The organism is Pluralibacter sp. (assembly GCF_019237635.1).
Taxonomy (GTDB): domain Bacteria; phylum Pseudomonadota; class Gammaproteobacteria; order Enterobacterales; family Enterobacteriaceae; genus Enterobacter_B.
In genome coordinates, this window is record NZ_JAFAGS010000175.1 from 22,149 (window position 1) to 41,160 (window position 19,012).

Below are 19,012 nucleotides of genomic sequence, written 5' to 3' on the forward strand. Positions count from 1 at the left end.
GTGAACTCTTGACGTATAATGTGTCGCTTATCACTTTACGCCGTGGTGGACTATGCTACTGCGGCGTAAAGCGACCTGGGCTCGTTCAGTGATGTGCCACAGGGCGAGGTTTTACTCTGGGGAGAGTTACATTGCGCGTAAGCCGCTCACTTACAATTAAACAGATGGCTATGGTGGCAGGCGTCACCATGGTCTTTGCCTTTATTTTTTGCTTCATTCTGCTCTTTCACTTCGTGCAGCAGAGCCGCTTTACCACGGCGACGCAACTGGAAAGCATCGCCCGTTCGGTGCGCGAGCCGCTGTCTGCGGCGATCCTTAAAGGCGATATTCCGGAAGCTGAGGCGATTTTGGGTCGTATTCAGCCTGCCGGGGTGGCGAGCCGTGCCGACGTGGTGCTGCCGAACCAGTTTCAGGCCCTGCGTATTCGCTTCATTCCGGAGCGGTCCGTTCCGGTGATGGTGACCCGTATTTTTGAGCTGCCAGTGCAGATTTCACTGCCGATCTATTCGCTGGAGCGTCCGGCCAACCCGCAGCCCATCGCCTACCTGCTGTTGCAGTCCGACTCGTATCGCATGTATCAGTTTGTGATGAGCGCGCTCGCAACGTTAGTAACTGCTTACTTACTTTTGGTGCTGATGCTCACGGTGGCGCTCACCTGGTGCATCAACCGGCTGATGGTGCGCCCGCTACGTACCATTGCCCACGAGATTAATGACGTCTCGCCGCTGGATCGCGTCGGGCATCAGCTGGCGCTGCCGCGCCTGCACCATGATGATGAGATTGGCATGCTGGTGCGCAGCTACAACCGAAATCAGCAGTTCCTTTTGCGCCAGCACGAAGACATCAGCAGCCATGCTGCCCGTTATCCGGTGTCTGAACTGCCGAACAAGGCCTTCCTGCTGGCGATGCTGGACCAGGTTGTCGCCCGTCAGGAGTCGACGGCGCTGATGGTTATCGCCTGCGAGACGCTGCAGGACACGGCGGGCGTGCTGAAAGAGACGCAGCGGGAGATGCTGCTGCTGACGCTGGTGGAGAAGCTGCGCGGGGTGATTTCTCCTCACATGATGCTGGCACAGGTCAGCGGCTACGATTTCGCGATTCTGGCCAAAGGCGTCAGCGAATCCTGGCAGGCGATTACGTTAGGTAAGCAAGTGCTCACTATCGTTAATGAACGTCTGCCGCTCCAGGGCATTCAGCTTCGCCCCAGCGCCAGCGTCGGTATCGCCATGTTCCACGGTGATCTCAGCGCCGAACAGCTGTATCGCCGGGCTTTTTCAGCGGCATTCACCGCCCGGCGCAAAGGCAAGAATCAGATAGAGTTTTTTGACCCGGAAGAGATGGAAAAAGCGCAGCGTCGACTGACGGAGGAGAATGACATCCTGCTGGCGCTGGATAACCACCAGTTCGCGCTGTGGCTGCAGCCGCAGGTCAGTATCGCCACTGGCGAGGTGTGCGGCGCCGAAGTGCTGTTGCGCCAGCGGCAGCCGGACGGAAGCTGGGCGCTGCCCTGCGACCTTATCGACCGGATTGAAAGCTGCGGCCTGATGGTCACGGTCGGCTACTGGGTGCTGGAAGAAGCCTGCCGTTTACTGGCGGCGTGGCAGAGCCGCGGCATTATGCTGCCGCTGTCGGTTAATCTGTCGGCTCTGCAACTGCTGCACCAGGATATGGTGTCGGACATGCTGGAGCTGATGGACCGCTACCGTATCGCCCGGGGAACGCTGGTGCTGGAGGTGACCGAGAGCCGCCGTATCGACGACCCGAAAGCGGCGGTTGCCATCTTGCGTCCGCTGCGTAACGCCGGAGTGCAGATTGCGCTGGACGACTTCGGTATGGGGTATGCAGGATTACGTCAGTTGCAGCATATGAAATCGCTGCCGGTGGATATCCTGAAGATTGACCGGGTCTTCGTTGAATCCCTGCCGGAGGACGCCAGCATGGTGGCCGCGATAATCCAGCTGGCGCGTAGCCTCAATCTCAATATCGTCGCGGAAGGTGTGGAGACGCAATCGCAATATGACTGGCTGAAAACGGCGGGCGTCGACTGCGTTCAGGGGTTCCTGTTTACCCGCGCGGTGCCGCTGGAGACCTTTGAGCAAAAGTACCTCAACCTGTCGGATGGGGATGAAAACGTGTAATTCGTTACGCGCTTGTGCGAGTCAGCTCAAATTTCTTAACATTTTTGTCAAGAAATGTTTCTGTAGTGTTTCTCGGATGTTATTTTAAAGCCGCAGGCGGATAAACCCTATAAAGCCTGTGGTTTTACCTTAAGGACATCCTATGAAAACCTCTCTGTTTAAAAGCCTCTATTTCCAGGTCTTAACCGCTATCGCTGTCGGTATCCTGCTCGGCCACTTCTACCCGGAACTGGGCGCGCAAATGAAACCGCTTGGCGATGCTTTCGTTAAGCTCATTAAAATGATTATTGCACCGGTCATTTTCTGTACCGTCGTCACCGGCATCGCGGGTATGGAAAGCATGAAGGCCGTGGGGCGTACCGGAGCGGTTGCGCTGTTGTATTTCGAAGTGGTCAGTACGCTGGCGCTGATTATCGGTCTTATCATCGTCAACCTGGTGCAACCAGGCGCCGGGATGAACGTTGATCCGGCGACCCTTGATGCCCATGCCGTCGCGGTCTATGCCGAGCAGGCGAAAGACCAGGGCGTGGTGGCGTTCATGTTGGATATTATCCCTTCAAGCGTGATCGGCGCGTTTGCCAGCGGCAACATTCTGCAGGTGCTGATGTTTGCTGTGTTGTTCGGTTTTGCTCTGCACCGTCTGGGCAACAAAGGACAGCTGATTTTCAACGTGATCGAAAGCTTCTCGCAGGTGATTTTCGGCATCATCAACATGATCATGCGTCTGGCGCCGATCGGCGCCTTCGGCGCGATGGCCTTCACCATCGGCAAATACGGCGTGGGTACGCTGGTACAACTGGGGCAGTTGATTATCTGCTTCTACATCACCTGTATTCTGTTTGTGGTGGTGGTGCTGGGTTCTATCGCCCGTGTAACTGGTTTCAGCATTTTCAAGTTTATCCGCTACATCAGAGAAGAACTGCTGATCGTGCTGGGGACTTCCTCTTCCGAGTCTGCGCTGCCGCGTATGCTCGATAAGATGGAAAAGCTGGGCTGCCGTAAGTCGGTGGTCGGTCTGGTTATTCCGACCGGCTACTCGTTTAACCTTGACGGCACGTCGATATACCTGACCATGGCGGCGGTGTTTATCGCCCAGGCAACCAACAGCCATATGGATATTTTCCATCAGATAACCCTGCTGGTGGTGCTGCTGCTCTCCTCGAAAGGGGCGGCGGGCGTGACCGGTAGCGGCTTCATCGTGCTGGCGGCCACCATTTCCGCTGTTGGGCATTTACCAGTGGCTGGCCTTGCGCTGATCCTCGGTATCGACCGCTTTATGTCCGAAGCGCGCGCGCTGACCAACCTGGTGGGTAACGGCGTCGCGACCGTGGTGGTTGCAAAATGGGTGAAAGAGCTGGACAGCAAAAAGCTGGACGATGTGCTGAATAATCGTACACCGAGTGAAAAACCGCACGGATTATCCTCTTAATACCGCTAGTTACCTCTGTAATATGCCCGCAGTCCCTTGATGGACTGCGGGCTCCTGCGCATAATTGACGTTATTTTTCGGCAAACGTGTGACTTTTTGTCGTTTGTACGGTCTAACCGACGTATTTAACTCATCATTTTGATAATGAGTTGTTTTTATAACCAGGATTGTTGATCAGGGGTTCACATGCAGGGCACAAAAATTCGACTCGTTGCTGGCGGTTTGCTGATGATGGCAACGGCTGGCTACGCGCAGGCAGAAGCGCTCCAGCCAGACCCGGCATGGCAACAGGGAACACTGGCAAATGGTCTCCAGTGGCAGGTGTTGTCAACGCCTCAGCGTCCCAGCGATCGTGTTGAGATCCGCCTTCAAATCAACATCGGCGCCCTGAGTGAAAGCGCGCGCCAGAGCGGCTACAGCCATTTTATTCCCCGCCTTGCGTTAACGCAGAGCGGCAGTTTACCGACCATGCAGGCGCGCTCGCTGTGGCAGCAGGGGATCGACCCCCAGCGCCCGATGCCGCCCGCCGTTGTCTCCTATGATTTCACCCAGTTTAACCTCAGCCTGCCGAACAACCGCAATGACCTGCTGAAAGAGGCGCTGACCTGGCTTGCCGACGCCAACGGCAAACTGGACGTCACCCAGGAAGCGGTTAACCATGCGCTGGGCGGCGAAGATATGGTGGCGACCTGGCCTCTGGACCCGAAAGAGGGCTGGTGGCGCTATCGCCTGAAAGGATCGACCATGCTGGGGCACGACCCGGCGGAACCGCTGAAGCAGCCGGTCGATGTGGAACAACTGAAAGCGTTCTACCACAAATGGTATACCCCGGACGCCATGACGCTTATCGTCGTGGGTAACGTCGACAGCCGCAACGTGTCTGAGCAAATCAACAAAATCTTCGGCGAGCTGAAGGGCAAGCGTGAAACACCTGCCGCAGTGCCTGCGCTGGCGCCGCTGCCGCCGCAAGCTGTCAGTATTATGACCGATGCCGTGCGCCAGGACCGTCTTTCTATTATGTGGGATGGCCCGTGGACGCCAATCCGTGATTCCGCCGCGCTGCAGCGCTACTGGCGAGCAGACCTCGCGCGTGAAGCGTTGTTCTGGCACGTGCAGCAGAACCTGAGCAAAAACAACGTGAAGGATATCGGCATCGGCTTTGACTGCCGCGTGCTGTACCTGCGCGCTCAGTGCGCCATCAATGTCGACTCTCCGACCGAGAAACTCCAAAGCAACCTGGGACTGGTGACGCGCGAACTGGCGAAGGTTCGCGATACGGGCCTGCCGGAAGAAGAGTTTAACGCGCTGATCGCGCAGAAGAATCTGGAGCTAAAGAAGCTGTTTGCCACCTATGCGCGCACCAATACCGATATCCTGATCAACCAGCGTATGCGTTCGCTGCAAAATCAGGTGGTGGATATTGCGCCGGAACAGTACCAGAAACTGCGCCAGGAGTTCCTCAGTTCGTTGACCCTTGAGCAGCTCAACCAGGATCTGCGCCAGCAGCTGTCGCAGGAGATGGCGCTGGTGTTGCAGCAGCCGAAAGGGGAGCCGGAATATAACATGAAGGATCTCCAGGCGCTTTGGGACAAGCTGATGGTGCAATCCACCACGTCAGCGACGCCTGCCGTCAGTGATGATGCGCGCCAGAACGTCACAGATATTCCGCCAGCGCAGTAACTCCCACTGCTTCAGGCCCTCTCCCGAGCGGAAGAGGGCCTCGTGGCTTAAACCGGCATCGCCTCGCGCGGGATAATCGCGCCGCGATACTGGATGACCGTGCTCGCGGTCAGGTGGCCGCGCGCGGCAGCTGCCCCGGCATCGCCGCCGGTCAGACGCACCGCCAGATAACCCGCGCTGAAGGAGTCGCCTGCCGCCGTGGTATCCACCACTTTCTCTTTCGGCAGTTTCACCGCTGGAACCTCAATGACCGCTTCGCCGGCAATCGCTACCAGGCAGGAATCGGCGCCGCGCTTAATCACCACTTCCGTCACGCCAGCCGCCTGGGTACGAGCAATGACGTCATCGACCGGTTTTTCTCCCCACAAGGCATCTTCGTCATCCAGCGTCAGGAAGGCGATGTCGGTGCACTGTAGCATCTGCTGGTATACCTGCTGCGTCTCTTCTCGGCTGGCCCACAGGCGCGGGCGATAGTTGTTATCGAAAATTACTTTGCCGCCGTTGGCGCGGCATTCGCGCAGCAAGGACAGCAGTTTGTCGCGGCTGGCTGGGCTAAGGATAGCGAGGCTTATTCCGCTGAGATACAGGTAATCAAAAGTCGCCAGCGTTTCGCAAATGGCGGCGGAATGTTCGCTCTCCAGCCAGAATTTCGCTGCCGCTTCATTGCGCCAGTAATAGAAGGTTCGCTCGCCGGTATCGTCAGTTTCGATGTAGTAGAGCCCCGGCAGCCGGTTTTCCATACGCTGAATCAGGTCGGTGCCGACACGCTCGCCCTGCCATGCCTCAAGCATCTGCTGGCTGAAACTGTCGGTGCCCAGTGCGGTCACGTAATCTACGTGCAGCGCAGCAGGGTCGACCTGGCGGGCGATGTACACGGAGGTGTTGAGTGTATCTCCGCCGAACCCACGGTTTACCGCTGACCCTTTTTCAGACAGCTCAATCATGCATTCGCCGATCACGGCAATTTTCCTGGACATAGTCTTCAACCCGGTTCTGATGCAAAAAGTAGCGCTAGTTTGCGCTGTGAGAATTTTATGGTCAATCATATTAAAACAGTGTTCCATTATTTTTTTTGAGCTAGCGCGTATTCCTTCTATTTTCTCCTGATACAGATACGGAAAATGGCGGCGTTGAACATAAAGTTCTCAATGCCACCGCCGATAACCCAATGACGAGTTTCGACGGATTTATCCCTTTCAACAGGACAGCTGAGATGAAGTTAGAGCAGGTTATCCAGCAGATAAGCATTCCCGACCCAGGTCTCGAAAGCCTGCAGGAGCGGCGCTACTGGCTGGAGTGTGAGCGTGCTTATACTTACCAGCCTATCTACAGAACCGATGGTCGCCTGATGGCCATCGAGGTGCTGACGGTGGTCACCCATCCTGATCACCCAGGCCAGCGGATCGCCCCTGACCGCTACTTCTCGGCGGTTGCGGTTCGCCAGCGTATCGAAGTGTTAAAGGAGCAGATGGCGGCGCTGAACGAAAAGCAGGGGTTCTTCAAAGACAATGACGTGCTGGCCTCGGTGAATGTGGACGGCCCGACGCTGATGGCGATGCGTCAGGAGCCGCAACTGCTGGCGCAAATCAGGACGACGCCCTGGCTGCGCTTTGAGCTGGTCGAGCATGTCCGCCTGCCGCAGGACTCCACCATCGCCTCTATCTGCGAATTTGGCCCGCTGTGGCTGGATGACTTCGGTACCGGCATGGCGAACTTTTCCGCTCTGAGCGAGGTGCATTACGACTACATCAAAGTCGCGCGCGATCTGTTCATTATGCTGCGGAAAACCCCGGAAGGGCGCAATCTCTTTATCCTGCTGCTGCAACTGATGAACCGTTATTGTCAGGGCGTGATTGTGGAGGGTATTGAGACGCTTGAAGAGTGGCGCGATGTTCAGCAGTCTCCGGCTTATGCGGCGCAGGGGTATTTCCTGTCCCGCCCGGTTCCTCTTGCGACGCTCGAAAACGCGATGCTGAATCTGGTCTGAGCCCCCTCACGCCGCGCGGCCGTGCCAGAGTGAGGGGCTCAGGTGTTTTACAGCGACTGATGCCGCGTTTCGTGGGTCAGCACCAGCGCAATCAGCGTCAGCACCGCCATACTTGCCAGATAGTAGCCGACATACGCCAGGCCCCAGTTTCCTTGCAGCCATGCCGCAATATAGGGCGCGACCGACGCGCCCAGAATCGACGAGACGTTGTACGAGAATGACGCGCCGGTATAGCGCACCTCCGTCGGAAACAGCTCCGGCAGCAGCGCGCCCATCGGGCCAAAGGTCAGTCCCATCAGGCTCAGGCCGATCAGCAGATACGCCATAATCAGCCCCGGATTACCGGAGCCCAGCAGCGGCTGGAAAATAAACAACCCGAACAGAATGATGAGCGTGGTGATCGTTATCATGCTCTTGCGACGGCCGAAACGGTCGGCCAGCAGACCGGCAATCGGCACCATCACGCCAAAACCAATCACCGCCATCATCAGCATCCACAGCACTTCATTACGCGGCAGCCCCAGGCCGTGCGGCGCCGCCGCGGTGCTGTAGGTCATGGAGTAGACGGTCATGATATAAAACAGCGTGTAGGTCGCCAGCATGATGAAGGTGCCGAGGACGGTGACGCGCAGGTGTTTGCTCAGCAGGGTGCCCAGCGGGATTTTGACCTGCTTTTTCGCCGCCGCCACTTTGGCGAAAACCGGCGTTTCGTGCAAGGAGACGCGCACATAGAGCCCGATAAGCACCAGTACAGCCGAGAATATAAACGGCACGCGCCAGCCCCAGCTCATAAACTGTTCATCGGTCAGTAGCCAGGAGAGCAGCAGGAAGGTGCCGTTGGCGAAGAAGAAGCCGATAGGCGCGCCCAACTGCGGGAACGAGCCGTACAGCGCGCGCTTCTTCGCGGGCGCATTTTCGGTGGCCAGCAGCGCGGCGCCTCCCCATTCGCCGCCAAGGCCCAGACCCTGACCAAAGCGCGCCAGCGCCAGCAGCATTGGCGCCAGAATACCGATGGTCTCATACCCGGGCAACAGGCCGATAAGTACCGTTGAAATCCCCATCGTCAGCAGCGAGGCGACCAGCGTCACCTTGCGCCCCACGCGATCGCCGAAGTGGCCGAACAGCGCCGAGCCTATCGGGCGCGCGACGAAGGCGATAGCAAAGGTTGCCAGCGACTGTAGCGTCGCCGCCGCCGGATCGCCCTGCGGGAAGAAGATATGCGGAAAGACGATGACCGCCGCGGTGGCGTAAATATAGAAATCGAAGAACTCAATAGCGGTGCCGATAAGCGAGGCGACGACCACCTTATTACGCGAGTTGACCGGGGCGATGGCGCTTTCGTTGTCGAGTGTTGTAGTGGTTGCTTGCATATTATTTTCTTATTTTTCAGGCGAACGAAGGGCCATATTACGCACAGCAAAAGTGATATTTCAATGTGTAACAAGCGGGCGAGATGGGTGAATAACAGCCAAATAGCGGATAATTTTCAGACTGACGATTTCGCTTCTATGAAATGCTTCACATAAATTTATAAATAGCAGATAAAACCAGTTTTTGGTTAAACAAAAGTTACGTACTGGATTTATCTGCTAAATAGATGGCGTGGGCTGATATTTCAGCCCGATAGTCCGGTCAGGGGCGAGACTCCCCCGGCATTTGCGGGTCGTCTTTATAGTCGGCAGTCGCTATCCACGCGGCGCAAAACAGCGTCAGCCGGGCAAAGAAATAGAAGAACGCCATTAGCCCCAGTACCGAGCCGAATGCCGCGCCGGACGGGGATTTTACCAGCGTCGGCAGCGTCCAGGTCATGATCATTTTGATCGCTTCAAACCCTATCGCGGCAATAAAAGTACCGCGGATCAGCGCTTTCTTGCGCGGACGCTGACGCGGCAGCCGCCAGAAGATCCAGAAAAACAGCAGATAGTTGGCGAAAATCGAAATCGCCAGACCAATCAACCGCCAGGCGGGTTTCAGCCATTCGATGTTGTCGAGATAGAGGGCGGAGATAATCGTCTGCTGGGCGGCGCCGGAGATGGACGTTATCGACAGCGTGACGATCAGCGCAATCAGCAGGCCGATAAGTGAGACAAAATCGCGAAAATAGCGGACCCAGATTTTCTCTTTATCCTGCGGCGTACGTTCCCAGACGTCGCGGGACTGGGCGCGAATGGCTTCCCGCAGGTTGCCCATCCAGTTGATTCCGGAGTAGAGCGCGATAAGCAACCCCACGATCCCGACCGTTGTACGCTGCTGCACTGCGGTATTAATGGTGCTTTTGAGCGTGGCGGCGAGAGTCGGATCGCTGACGTTCATCAGGATTTTATCGAAGATGTCCTGCAACAGGGTCGGGTGCGACGCCAGCACAAAACCGGCGGCGGCGAAGGAGACCATCAGGATGGGGATCATGGACAGAAACGAGAAATAGGTAATGGCGGCGCCAAACTGATTCCCCAGACGATCGTTAAAACGCTCCGTTGCGCGTAGCAGGTGGGCGATGATGGGCTGGCGCTGTACCTTCTGCGCCGTTCCGGTGGCTTTCTTTAGCGCATTATTGACTTTCGGCGTCATCAGCGACGATTTCCTTCTTTTACAGCGAGATGTCTGCAAATTATAGCCTAAAGGTGTCGATAATCGGCGAAAACTCGCGATGTTTTAGTCGACGTAGCCTTTTAACATCCCGGTGAGCCACTCCATAAACAGGTGTACGCGACGCGACAGGTTGCGCCGGTGCGGATAGATAAGCGAGACCGGCATCGGTTCGGCGCGGTACTGCGGCAGGATTTCAACCAGCCGACCGCTGCGTAACGCGTCGCGTACGCCGATGCGCGGCGCCTGAATAATCCCCAGCCCCGCCAGGCAGGCGGCCTGATAGGTTTCGGTGCTGTTGACCGTCAGCACGCCGCCGGTTTTGACCCATCGGGCCGCGTTATCCACCACCATCTCAAACCCCTGCGGGCGCACGCCGATGTTGGCCGAATAGTGGATCAGCGCGTGCCCGGCAAGATCGTTCGGGTGTTCGGGATAGCCAAAACGCGCCAGATAGTCCGGGCTGGCGCAGTTAATGATGGTCAGTTTGCCCAACTGCCGGGCGATTAGCCCCGAATCCTTAAGCGTGCCGATCCGCACCACGCAGTCAAACCCCTCGCGGATCACGTCGACCAGCCGGTCGCTGCTGCTCAGCTCCAGCTCAATACCTGGGTACTGCTGCAAAAAGGACGGCAGCTTTGGGATAACCAGATTTTTCGCCACCCCAACCGGCATATCCACCCGCAGCCGACCGCTGATGCTGGACGGATCGTGCTGAAACATACTGTCCAGCTCGTCGAGGTTGCTGAGCAGATCTTTTGCCCGCTCGTAGTACACCATGCCGTCCTGGGTGAGGTGGACACGGCGCGTGGTGCGGTGGAGCAGACGGATGCCAAGGTGGTTTTCCAGCGCCTGAATCTGGCGCGATACGCTACCTTTAGGAAGTCCCAGTGTGTCCGCGGCGCGTGAAAAACTTTCCAGTTCCGCCACGCGAATGAACAACTGCATTGCGTGAATTTTATCCATAGATTGCTCGTTTTGTTGTTCAGGCTGAAACAGTGAAGCGTAATTGACCATCTTTATTGATTATTTATCACCTAATAAGCTCTTTCTCAACGTTCACATCCCCGAGATGAGGTGAGTTATGACCCAACGTATTGCTTTGATTACCGGCGGTAGCCGTGGATTAGGAAAAAATGCGGCGCTGAAGCTGGCGGCAAAGGGAATTCATAGTGTACTGACCTATAACAGCAACCAGCAGGATGCGCTAAACGTGGTGCGCGAAATTGAGCAACTTGGCGTGAAATCGACGGCATTACAGCTGAATATTGCCGACATTTCCCACTTTGAAGCCTTTGCACTTCAGGTGCAGCGACAGCTTCACGATCTCTGGCAGCGCGATACCTTTGATTATTTAGTAAACAATGCCGGTGTGGGGCTGTACGGCGCGTTTGCCGACACCAGCGAGGCGGTGTTCGATGAGCTGCTGAACATCCACTTCAAAGGCCCGTTCTTTCTGACTCAGCGCCTGCTGCCGCTGATGAAAAATGGCGGTCGTATCCTCAACGTTTCCAGCGGGCTGGCGCGTTTCGCGTTACCGGGCTATGCGGCTTATGCCGCGATGAAAGGGGCGATGGAGGTGCTGACCCGCTACCAGGCGAAGGAGCTTGGCGCGCGCGGAATTTCGGTGAATATCATCGCGCCTGGCGCTATCGAAACGGATTTTGGCGGTGGACGTCTGCGTGATAACGAGGAGCTGAACCGCTATGTCGCCTCGCAAACCGCGCTGGGGCGCGCCGGGCTGCCGGACGATATTGGCGGGGCGATCGTCGCGCTGCTCAGCGACGAGCTGGGCTGGATGAACGCTCAGCGCATTGAAGTGTCAGGCGGAATGTTCCTGTAAAAAAACGGTGCGGCGCCCTTGCTCTGTGCTTTCGCACAGCGGGTGAGGGCGCACGATCGCTATCGTCTGTTATCCCCCGCTTTTCTCTCTCTTTTATTCCGATGACCCATGTTGCCCCTACGGTAAGCTCAGGGGGTACTCCTCTAAAAAAAAGAAAAAAAACATAAATTTGCCCGGTGAGCGGGTTTATCTGGTGAAAGGAACCCCGGGATGCATGCTGCGTCGCATCAACCCATTGAACAGTTTGAACACTGTCTTGGCATTATTCGTCAGGCGGCGGTGGAGATTTTGCTGCTGCTGAACATCCATAGCGCAGAGGCAAAAGATCCGCGCTGGTTTCTCGAGCAGCTTGAGCAGGCGCGCCTGAATCTGGGCGGCTGGGGGAGTGTCGCCCGGCGCCTGAACCTCAATGACGCCGAACTCAGCGATTTCACTCTCCAGTTGCGTCACCTCCAGCAGGTAGTGCCGGTTTACGATCGCGGTCAGCCGATAAGCGACAATCAACGGATTGCCGTCCTGCGTTTTGTGGTCGCGCTGGAGTCTGTCCGCCACCGGCAGCCGCTGCTGAAATATCCCTCTATCCTCGGCGAAGAGGGCGATGCCCGCCAGGAGCAGGCTCAGCGGCAGATGCGCGCTATCGCGCTGACGTTAAAGGCCCTGATTAGCCAGGCGGAGCCGGACACGACCCGCCTGCACAACGATCTTAAGCTGCAGTTCGGCGCCAGCAGCGTACGCCGCTGGCTTGCCAACAGCGAGGCGGGAGACGTGTTATCCGGCATGCGTTTTAGCGACCTGGCGCTACTGGTGGTGGATAAAAAGGCCTTTGCCCGCCACTACTCGCCGTTATTTAACTCCGCCGCGTCGCTGACGTTTCTGGCCGAACAGCGCGTGACGCTGCATGCTTTCCTTGATGACTGCCGGGCGATGCGTAACGCCATGATTGCCGGGCGTCCGCTGACCACCGTGGAAATGGCGCTGTTGGATGACTATCAGCAGCAGATAACCGGGCCCGTCCAGCGGGCGTTCGAACAGGGGCGTACCCAGGTCAATCCGGCATCGTTTATGGCGGTCGACAGCCGCGAACTCAGCCACTTCTGGGAGACGGCGCGGGCAAAAGATAGCGCGCTTGGCGGTGACAACCTGCCGGTGCGCGAAGGCATTGAACCACCGCAGCGACGGGAAAAACGCAGCCCGGAAGACCGGGACCAGCTGATTTCCGGCGTGCTATGGGGTGTCGTCGGTGTGTTTGTGCTGGCGATGGCGTTCGGCGGGATCTGGCTGTTTAGCGATCCGCCGGCGGGTCATTCCGCAAACATCGGGTTTCGCGAGTCGTCCGACGCGCCGGAACGCGAACTGCCGTCGCCGCGCGAAAAGCTGGCGAACCTCGGCATTGGCTGGGACGTCAATAGTCTGCGCGTCGCTATCGATCGCAACGATACCAACGTCACGTCGCTGTTTATGCAGGGCGGTATGACCTGGCAGCTCGCCTGGACCGAGCAGGCGCAGTCGGCAAAATATGACGAGGTGCTGGAGTTGCTGCTGCGCTACACGTTGCAAATGGATGAACCGAAACCGTGCCGCCGTTTTATCAACACCCTGAGCCACGCCATGACTAACGGCGAAACGATGACGGCGGTGCGTAAATCGTACCTGAAAGCGTTCTGCACCACGCCTGCGGTCGTTGAGCGCCAGCGCATCAGCGTCGCACAGGCGAAACAACGCCTCGAGGCGCAACCTGACGCGCAGAACAAAAAAACGCTGTCAGTGCAGTCCGCGATTTATGACGTGATCCGCTAACGGGTCAGGGCCCGCCATACCGGCCAGGCAGGCAGCGACATTCCGCCTCGTTTGCCCGGCGCTTTCACTTTGCAACGACGTGTGAATATCGCTATGATTTAGCTCTTTTTTATCGCGTCATTTTCGGTCGCGTGCAGCAGGAAGGTGTAGTGTGAACAGGCCGTTATTCCCCGTCCTGATAGCGTCGACGCTGGTTACCGGATGCGCCGGCACGCTTTCGCAAATGAGCGCGCCTTCCAGTGAGACAAGCCAGGTCGCGCAGAGCGGCAAACGGCTCCCGGTGGAGGCTTTCGTCACCCGCTATATGCAAAGCCAGCAGGTCAGCGGCATGGTGGTGGCGGTGATTCGCCACAACGGCCCGGCAGAATTTCACTGCTACGGCGTGACCGATGCGAAAAACCGCTATCCCATCACGCCGGATACGTTGTTTGCGCTGGGGTCGTTAAGCAAAGGCGTAACCGCGGAGGTGTTCACGCTGCTGGTCAATGAAGGACAGCTGCGCTGGGATGACACCCTGCAAACGCTGTTGCCGCCGGGGACGCCGCTTAGCGATGACGCGAAAAGGATAACGCTGTTGCAGCTGGTGACGCACACGTCGGGCCTGCCGCGTCAGCCGATGAACATGCTGTCGCTGGAACATTTGTTGTTCTATCTGAGCGATGGCGAAAACTTCTATCACGACCTTGATGACGACAGCGTGCTGCGCTATCTCAGCACCTTCAACGCGCCAGTCACGCGCGAGCCGCAGTACTCCAACATCGGCTACGCCATTCTCGGTTATATCCTGAAATACCAGACCGACGAGTCCGTTGAGACGCTGGCGTCGCGCCTGATTTTCCAGCCCCTGGCGATGAAAAATACCAGCTTTGAACCGCAGACGCTGCGCGCATTTCCCCGGCGCGCGCTGGGGCATGCCGGCGATCAGCCGAAATTTAAACCTCGCGGCGCGCTGACCCCGGACTGGCACTTCACCAATAACATGGTGGGCGCCGCTAACCTGTACGGCGACGCCCGGGATCTGATTGAGTACGCCCGTGCGCACTTCTCGTCAACGGGCAACGCTGCGCTGGACAAGGCGTTTACCGACGTTGACGCGATCTATTATCCCCGTCAGAAAGAGGCGGCGAATATCGCCTGGATTACCGATACCTACGGCCCGCAGAAAATTACGTATCAGGTGGGATATATCGGCGGTTACTCAAGCTATATCGGCTTTGATAGGGCGCAGCAGAACGCCGTGGTGGTGCTGCAAAACAGCTTTAACTGGAGCAACTACATCGGGCATGCGATTTTGCAGCATCAGGCGTCCGAATAACCTCTTCTACCACTTCACATCGCGGGCATTCTGCCGACCGGTCTGGCGATTTTGACGTTTATCGTGGCGGCACTGCGCATTGCTTTTGTTGTTGCTGGCTACGCAATCACGCTTTTCTTCACGTCCCTGCGTGCGGGTTTCCTGACGGACATTACGCGCGTCCTGACGCTGCTCGCCCTGATAGGTCGCATGGGCGGAAAGGGCTGGCATCAACAGCGCGGCGGTGACCAGAGAAAGAATGATTTTGTTCATAATAAACAACCTGATAGAGATAAAGAAATAACGTAAGAACCTGTCAGATTCCAACGGTATTGTTACGTGTCGCAGGAAGACGCGTCGGTGCAATTGGTGTGTAAAATCCGGTTATTTTGTTTACTTTTAAATATAGCGGAAGCCGCTGTGGCGGGAGCAATAAAAAAAGCCCCGTGCAGGCACAGGGCTTGATGAGATACAGGCGAAGGCCTTAACGCATGGTCACGAACTCTTCCGCGGCCGTCGGATGAATCGCCACGGTGTTGTCGAAGTCCTTCTTGGTGGCGCCCATCTTCAGTGCGACCGCAAAGCCCTGCAGCATTTCATCCATACCGAAACCGATGCCGTGGATGCCGACGATTTTCTCTTCCGGGCCCACGCAGACCAGCTTCATGCGGCACGGCTGGCGGTGAGAGGTTACGGCGGTGTACATGGCGGTAAACGCGGATTTGTAGACTTTCACCTCCTCGTCGCCGTACTGTTCGCGCGCCTGCGGCTCGGTTAAACCGACGGTGCCGATAGGCGGGTGGCTAAAGACCACGGTCGGGATATTGCTGTAATCCAGATGCTCTTCCGGCTTGTTGTTAAACAGGCGCTCGGACAGGCGACGACCTGCCGCCACGGCAACCGGGGTCAGCTCAACGGCGCCGGTGTTATCGCCTACGGCGTAAATCCCCGAAACGTTGGTGTTCTGGAACTTATCGACGACGATATAGCCTTTTTCGTTGGTTTTAACGCCGGTTACCGCCAGGTTGACGTTGTCGTTGGCCGGTTCGCGGCCAATGGCCCAGATCAGACAGTCAACGGTCTGGCTGCGGCCATCTTCCAGCTCAAGCGTCAGGCTGCCGTCGGCGTTCTTCACCACCGCTTTCGGCACGGAGTGCGTGTGCAACTGCGGGCCTTCGGCATTCATCACTTCAACCAGCGTTTCGATGATGAGCGGGTCAAAGCTGCGCAGCGGCGCGTGTTTACGCACGAACAGATGCGCTTGCGCGCCCAGGCCGTTAATGACGCCTGCCAGCTCAACCGCGATATAGCCAGCGCCGACGATTGCCACGCGCTTTGGCAGCGCTGGCAGCGCGAAGAAGCCATCGGAATCAATACCGTATTCCGCGCCCGGAATATTCGGATGGCTCGGACGGCCGCCAGTGGCGATCAGGATGTGGTCGGCGGTAATCATTTCACCGTTCACCTCGACGGTTTTCGCATCGACAAAACGGGCGAAGCCGTGGATCACATCCACCTTATTTTTACCCAGCACGTTGTCGTACGAGGTATGGATACGATCAATGTAGGCGCTACGGCTGGCGATCAGGCGATCCCAGTCAAAGTGATTGATGGTGGTGTCAAAGCCATAGTCCGGGCCGTACAGATGAATCGCTTCGCGGATTTGCGCCGCATGCCACATCACTTTCTTCGGTACGCAACCGACGTTGACGCAGGTGCCGCCCAGTTCCTTCGCTTCAATCAGCGCACACTTCTGGCCGTACATAGCCGCGCGGTTGATGGAGGCGATGCCGCCGCTGCCGCCGCCGATTGCGATGTAGTCATAATGCTTAGTCATAGCTTCTATCCTTAATCGTTGATTGCCGCGATTGTATACCGGGTATTAAAAGGTTCCACCGATGGCTGCGATTACTCAGGTGCGATCCAGCTAACGGAAGTGTGGCCTGTGCCGGACGGGACCAGCGTTTTATGCAGCCACGGCAACACGTTGTTCATCTGTGCTTCCAGCTTCCAGGGCGGGTTAATGACAATCATGCCGGATGCGGTCATGCCGCGCTGGTCGCTGTCCGGGCGCACCGCCAGCTCAATCTGCAGGATTTTACGAATTCCGGTCGCTTCGAGGTCCTTGATCATGCGCTTGATCTGCGCGCGCAGCACTACCGGGTACCAGAGCGCATAGGTGCCGGTCGCAAAGCGCTTATAGCCTTCGCTGATGCCGGAGACGACGGCCTGGTAGTCGGTCTTTATCTCGTACGGCGGATCGATAAGGATCAGTCCGCGACGCGAGACCGGCGGCAGTTTGGCTTTCAGTTGCAGGTAGCCGTCCGCTTTTTCCACACGGGCGCGCTCATCCTTCTGGAATTCGGATTTCAACAGCGGGAAATCGCTCGGGTGCAGCTCGGTCAGCTGCAGGCTGTCCTGCTCGCGCAGCAACTGGCGGGCAATCAGCGGCGAACCCGGGTAGTAGCGCAACTGACCGCTGCGGTTGAAATGCTGGACTACGCTGATGTAAGGCTCAAGCTCGGCAGGCAGGTCGTCCTGCTGCCAGACGCGGGCGATGCCTTCCAGATATTCGCCGGTACGCTCCGCGTGCTCACCGCTCAGCTGATAGCGCCCGGCGCCCGCGTGGGTGTCGAGATAGAGAAACGGTTTATCTTTCTCTTTCAGCGCTTCAATGATCAGGCTCTGGACGGTGTGTTTGAGGACGTCGGCATGGTTGCCGGCGTGAAAGCTGTGGCGATAACTGAGCATCAGGAGTTCCGAAATTAAAAACGATGCCGACAGTTTACCGCAGATTGCGATGGATTACCGCTGATGCGCGGCGTCTGTCCACGACGTGAGAAAAGCGTGTCTAAACATAACCGTGTCATAAAACGGTCAATTACCGGCGCTAGCGTCGAGGAATGGCAAGGTAATTGGTTGAATAAAAGGAATAAAAAATGAAAATACGTCTTACGCTGCTGGCGGCGTCGCTGTTTTTCGCGCTCCCGTCGCTGGCAAAAGAAGTCCCGCTGAACGCGGCGGCGGCCATTGCCAATAGCGTGACGCCCGCGTCCCCCGGCGCGTCATACAATGCGCTGGAAAGTCAGTCACTGGCGGCGCTGCGCAATGCGCTGAAAGGCGACTCGCCAGCGTTGCGCCGCGACCAGGTGGCGCATTCGACGCAGTCCACGACGCTTGCGGATACCGCGTGGCTGAAGGCCCGAGGGTATGATTTCCAGACCAAAGCCCGACAGCAGGCGGGGATTGACCTCCTTTCGACGTTCACCACGCTGCCGTCGCCGGTGCTGGCGGCAAACCTGGCGACCGTCACCGCCATCAACCGTGACGCGATAGCGGCCACGCGCCAGCAGGCGCTGGCGGATGCCGAAGGGATAAGCTACCTCTATTTCCTCAGTGATGCATTGGGGCCGCGCCTGGGCAAGGCGTTTATCACCGCCTATGACAAAGGGGAAATCGGCAAAGCGGCAGCGCTGATTAAAGCCAGCGAAGTCAGTACAGGGGCGGCGAAGAAGCATTTCAATAACCCTCGTCCGTTCCTCGTCAACGGCAATACCATTCACCTGGTGCCTGACGACACGGTGGTGAAAGACAATGCGCCGTACACCGCCGACGGCGGTTCGTTCCCGAGCGGCCACAGCAACACCGGGTACACCGACGCGCTGCTGATGGCGCAGATGCTGCCGGAACGCTACGAGGCGCTGGTGACGCGCGGGGCGCGCTACGGCTACTCGCGTATTGTGCTCGGCGTACACTATCCGCTGGACGTGATAGGGTCGCGCATGGTGGCGCAAAGCAATGTGGCGCACTATCTGAATGATACGAAATACCGCGCGCTGTTTAACGAAGCCCGCGATCAGCTACGCAGCGCGCTGGAAAAAGAGTGCGGCATGCCGCTGACCCAGTGTGCAAAAACTGACGGCAAAAACGATCCGTACCGTGACCCGGCGATGCAGACGTTCTACCGCTTCACCATGACCTACGCGTTGCCGCAACAGCAAGGGGAGAAGGAGGCGCTTGTGGCGCCAGAGGGCGCCGAGGTGCTGCTGGAGAGCGCCTTGCCGCAGCTTTCCGCCGCCCAGCGTCGCGCGCTGATGGTGAAAACCGCGATTCCGGCGGGGTACCCGCTTTCCGGCTCGACGCCGGAACAGCAGTTCTGGCAGCGTCTGGATCTCTCTGCCGCCTGGTCTACGGCGACGCATGCCCATTGAAATCCTCTACACTTACCCCCATGCTACATTTCATCGACAGGCGCCGG

General features: G+C 57.6%; 15 protein-coding genes. 8 read left to right on the top strand and 7 right to left on the bottom strand.

The window, feature by feature from the left end; all coding sequences use genetic code 11:
• Positions 1 to 131: 131 nt before the first annotated feature.
• The 3 genes from hmsP (at position 132) to JO226_RS20420 (ending at position 5,247) form a co-directional block, all read left to right on the top strand.
• Positions 132 to 2,138, top strand: coding sequence for a biofilm formation regulator HmsP (gene hmsP, locus JO226_RS20410; protein WP_296406818.1), 2,007 nt, complete (start codon positions 132 to 134; stop codon positions 2,136 to 2,138).
• 142 nt (positions 2,139 to 2,280) lie between these two features.
• Complete coding sequence (locus JO226_RS20415; protein WP_296406821.1) at positions 2,281 to 3,567, top strand: dicarboxylate/amino acid:cation symporter; 1,287 nt, start codon at positions 2,281 to 2,283, stop codon at positions 3,565 to 3,567.
• 186 nt (positions 3,568 to 3,753) lie between these two features.
• Positions 3,754 to 5,247 (top strand): pitrilysin family protein, encoded by a 1,494-nt coding sequence (locus JO226_RS20420; RefSeq protein ID WP_296406823.1) that lies wholly within the window; start codon positions 3,754 to 3,756, stop codon positions 5,245 to 5,247.
• Positions 5,248 to 5,294: 47 nt separating this feature from the next.
• On the opposite strand, the gene JO226_RS20425 is transcribed toward JO226_RS20420, so the two are convergent.
• Positions 5,295 to 6,224, bottom strand: a complete 930-nt coding sequence (locus JO226_RS20425) for a sugar kinase (RefSeq protein ID WP_296406824.1) — start codon at positions 6,222 to 6,224, stop codon at positions 5,295 to 5,297.
• 236 nt (positions 6,225 to 6,460) lie between these two features.
• Between JO226_RS20425 and pdeH the strand changes: the two genes are divergently transcribed.
• A complete protein-coding gene (gene pdeH / locus JO226_RS20430) occupies positions 6,461 to 7,234 on the top strand; it encodes a cyclic-guanylate-specific phosphodiesterase (protein WP_296406826.1) in 774 nt (257 codons plus the stop codon).
• Positions 7,235 to 7,281: 47 nt separating this feature from the next.
• Here the strand turns inward: pdeH and JO226_RS20435 are convergent, their stop codons facing one another.
• From JO226_RS20435 to JO226_RS20445, 3 genes are all read right to left on the bottom strand, one after another.
• Positions 7,282 to 8,604 (bottom strand): MFS transporter, encoded by a 1,323-nt coding sequence (locus JO226_RS20435; protein WP_296406828.1) that lies wholly within the window; start codon positions 8,602 to 8,604, stop codon positions 7,282 to 7,284.
• 262 nt (positions 8,605 to 8,866) lie between these two features.
• Positions 8,867 to 9,802, bottom strand: a complete 936-nt coding sequence (gene yhjD / locus JO226_RS20440) for an inner membrane protein YhjD (protein WP_296406830.1) — start codon at positions 9,800 to 9,802, stop codon at positions 8,867 to 8,869.
• 84 nt (positions 9,803 to 9,886) lie between these two features.
• A complete protein-coding gene (locus tag JO226_RS20445; protein WP_296406832.1) occupies positions 9,887 to 10,786 on the bottom strand; it encodes a LysR family transcriptional regulator in 900 nt (299 codons plus the stop codon).
• Positions 10,787 to 10,904: 118 nt separating this feature from the next.
• Here JO226_RS20445 and JO226_RS20450 point away from each other — a divergent pair, with 118 nt between their 5' ends.
• From JO226_RS20450 to JO226_RS20460, 3 genes are all read left to right on the top strand, one after another.
• Positions 10,905 to 11,663: an SDR family oxidoreductase gene (locus JO226_RS20450; protein WP_296406834.1), complete on the top strand. Its 759-nt coding sequence runs from the start codon at positions 10,905 to 10,907 to the stop codon at positions 11,661 to 11,663.
• A gap of 210 nt (positions 11,664 to 11,873) precedes the next feature.
• Entirely contained in the window at positions 11,874 to 13,460 is a 1,587-nt protein-coding gene (locus JO226_RS20455; RefSeq protein WP_296406835.1) for an STY4199 family HEPN domain-containing protein, read from the top strand.
• A 223-nt stretch (positions 13,461 to 13,683) separates the two neighbouring features.
• Entirely contained in the window at positions 13,684 to 14,775 is a 1,092-nt protein-coding gene (locus tag JO226_RS20460; protein WP_296406858.1) for a serine hydrolase, read from the top strand.
• 6 nt (positions 14,776 to 14,781) lie between these two features.
• On the opposite strand, the gene JO226_RS20465 is transcribed toward JO226_RS20460, so the two are convergent.
• The 3 genes from JO226_RS20465 to JO226_RS20475 form a co-directional block, all read right to left on the bottom strand.
• Positions 14,782 to 15,027, bottom strand: coding sequence for a hypothetical protein (locus tag JO226_RS20465; RefSeq protein WP_296406837.1), 246 nt, complete (start codon positions 15,025 to 15,027; stop codon positions 14,782 to 14,784).
• Positions 15,028 to 15,238: 211 nt separating this feature from the next.
• On the bottom strand, positions 15,239 to 16,591 hold the full coding sequence (gene gorA, locus JO226_RS20470) for a glutathione-disulfide reductase (RefSeq protein ID WP_296406839.1): 1,353 nt from the start codon (positions 16,589 to 16,591) through the stop codon (positions 15,239 to 15,241).
• Between the two features lie 71 nt (positions 16,592 to 16,662).
• The gene (locus tag JO226_RS20475) at positions 16,663 to 17,505 is read right to left on the bottom strand and encodes a 23S rRNA (adenine(2030)-N(6))-methyltransferase RlmJ (protein ID WP_296406841.1); all 843 of its coding nucleotides are present in this window, start codon (positions 17,503 to 17,505) and stop codon (positions 16,663 to 16,665) included.
• A 188-nt stretch (positions 17,506 to 17,693) separates the two neighbouring features.
• On the opposite strand from JO226_RS20475, the gene JO226_RS20480 reads away from it, so the two are divergent.
• Positions 17,694 to 18,965 (top strand): phosphatase PAP2 family protein, encoded by a 1,272-nt coding sequence (locus JO226_RS20480; RefSeq protein ID WP_296406844.1) that lies wholly within the window; start codon positions 17,694 to 17,696, stop codon positions 18,963 to 18,965.
• Positions 18,966 to 19,012: the final 47 nt, after the last annotated feature.